The following is a 433-nucleotide window of genomic DNA, read 5'->3' as shown; positions in this document are numbered from 1 at the left end:
AGATCCCCGAGCACGACGAGCCCCTGGTGGTCGTCTTCGAGAACACCTCCAAGGACGAGTTCAGCTACCTCTACGGCACGGCCGATCCCGGGCAGAGCCTCGACGGCGCCGAGACCGGCGAGACCGTGATCTTCCTGCTGGATCCGTACGGCTACAACGGCGGCCTCGACTCCAACACCAAGAAGTGGAAGATGGAGGGCGACGCGAGCGACACCTTCAAGATGAGCTTCTACCCGCTGGATTCCATCCCGGAGGTCAAGGACGGCCAGGGCTCCCAGGCCGAGGGCACCGGCATCTTCCGCTGGAACCTCGAGGATGACGGCTACTACGCGGTCAAGCACGACGGCGAGTCGAACTTCATCGTCCACGGCGAGTCCCCGGAGGACAACGGAGAGACCTCGCAGCTGGCCTTCAACGAGATCGGTGCGATCGA

General features: G+C 63.7%; 1 pseudogene. It reads left to right on the top strand.

Going from position 1 to position 433, the window contains the following annotated elements:
• Positions 1–433: pseudogene (locus IG178_RS24535) on the top strand (hypothetical protein); the annotation flags it as partial.

The organism is Neoluteolibacter marinus (genome assembly GCF_014904755.1).
Lineage (GTDB): Bacteria > Verrucomicrobiota > Verrucomicrobiia > Verrucomicrobiales > Akkermansiaceae > Haloferula > Haloferula marina.
The sequence above is the reverse complement of the archived record's forward strand: the minus strand, read 5'-3'. Positions and strand labels throughout refer to the sequence as shown.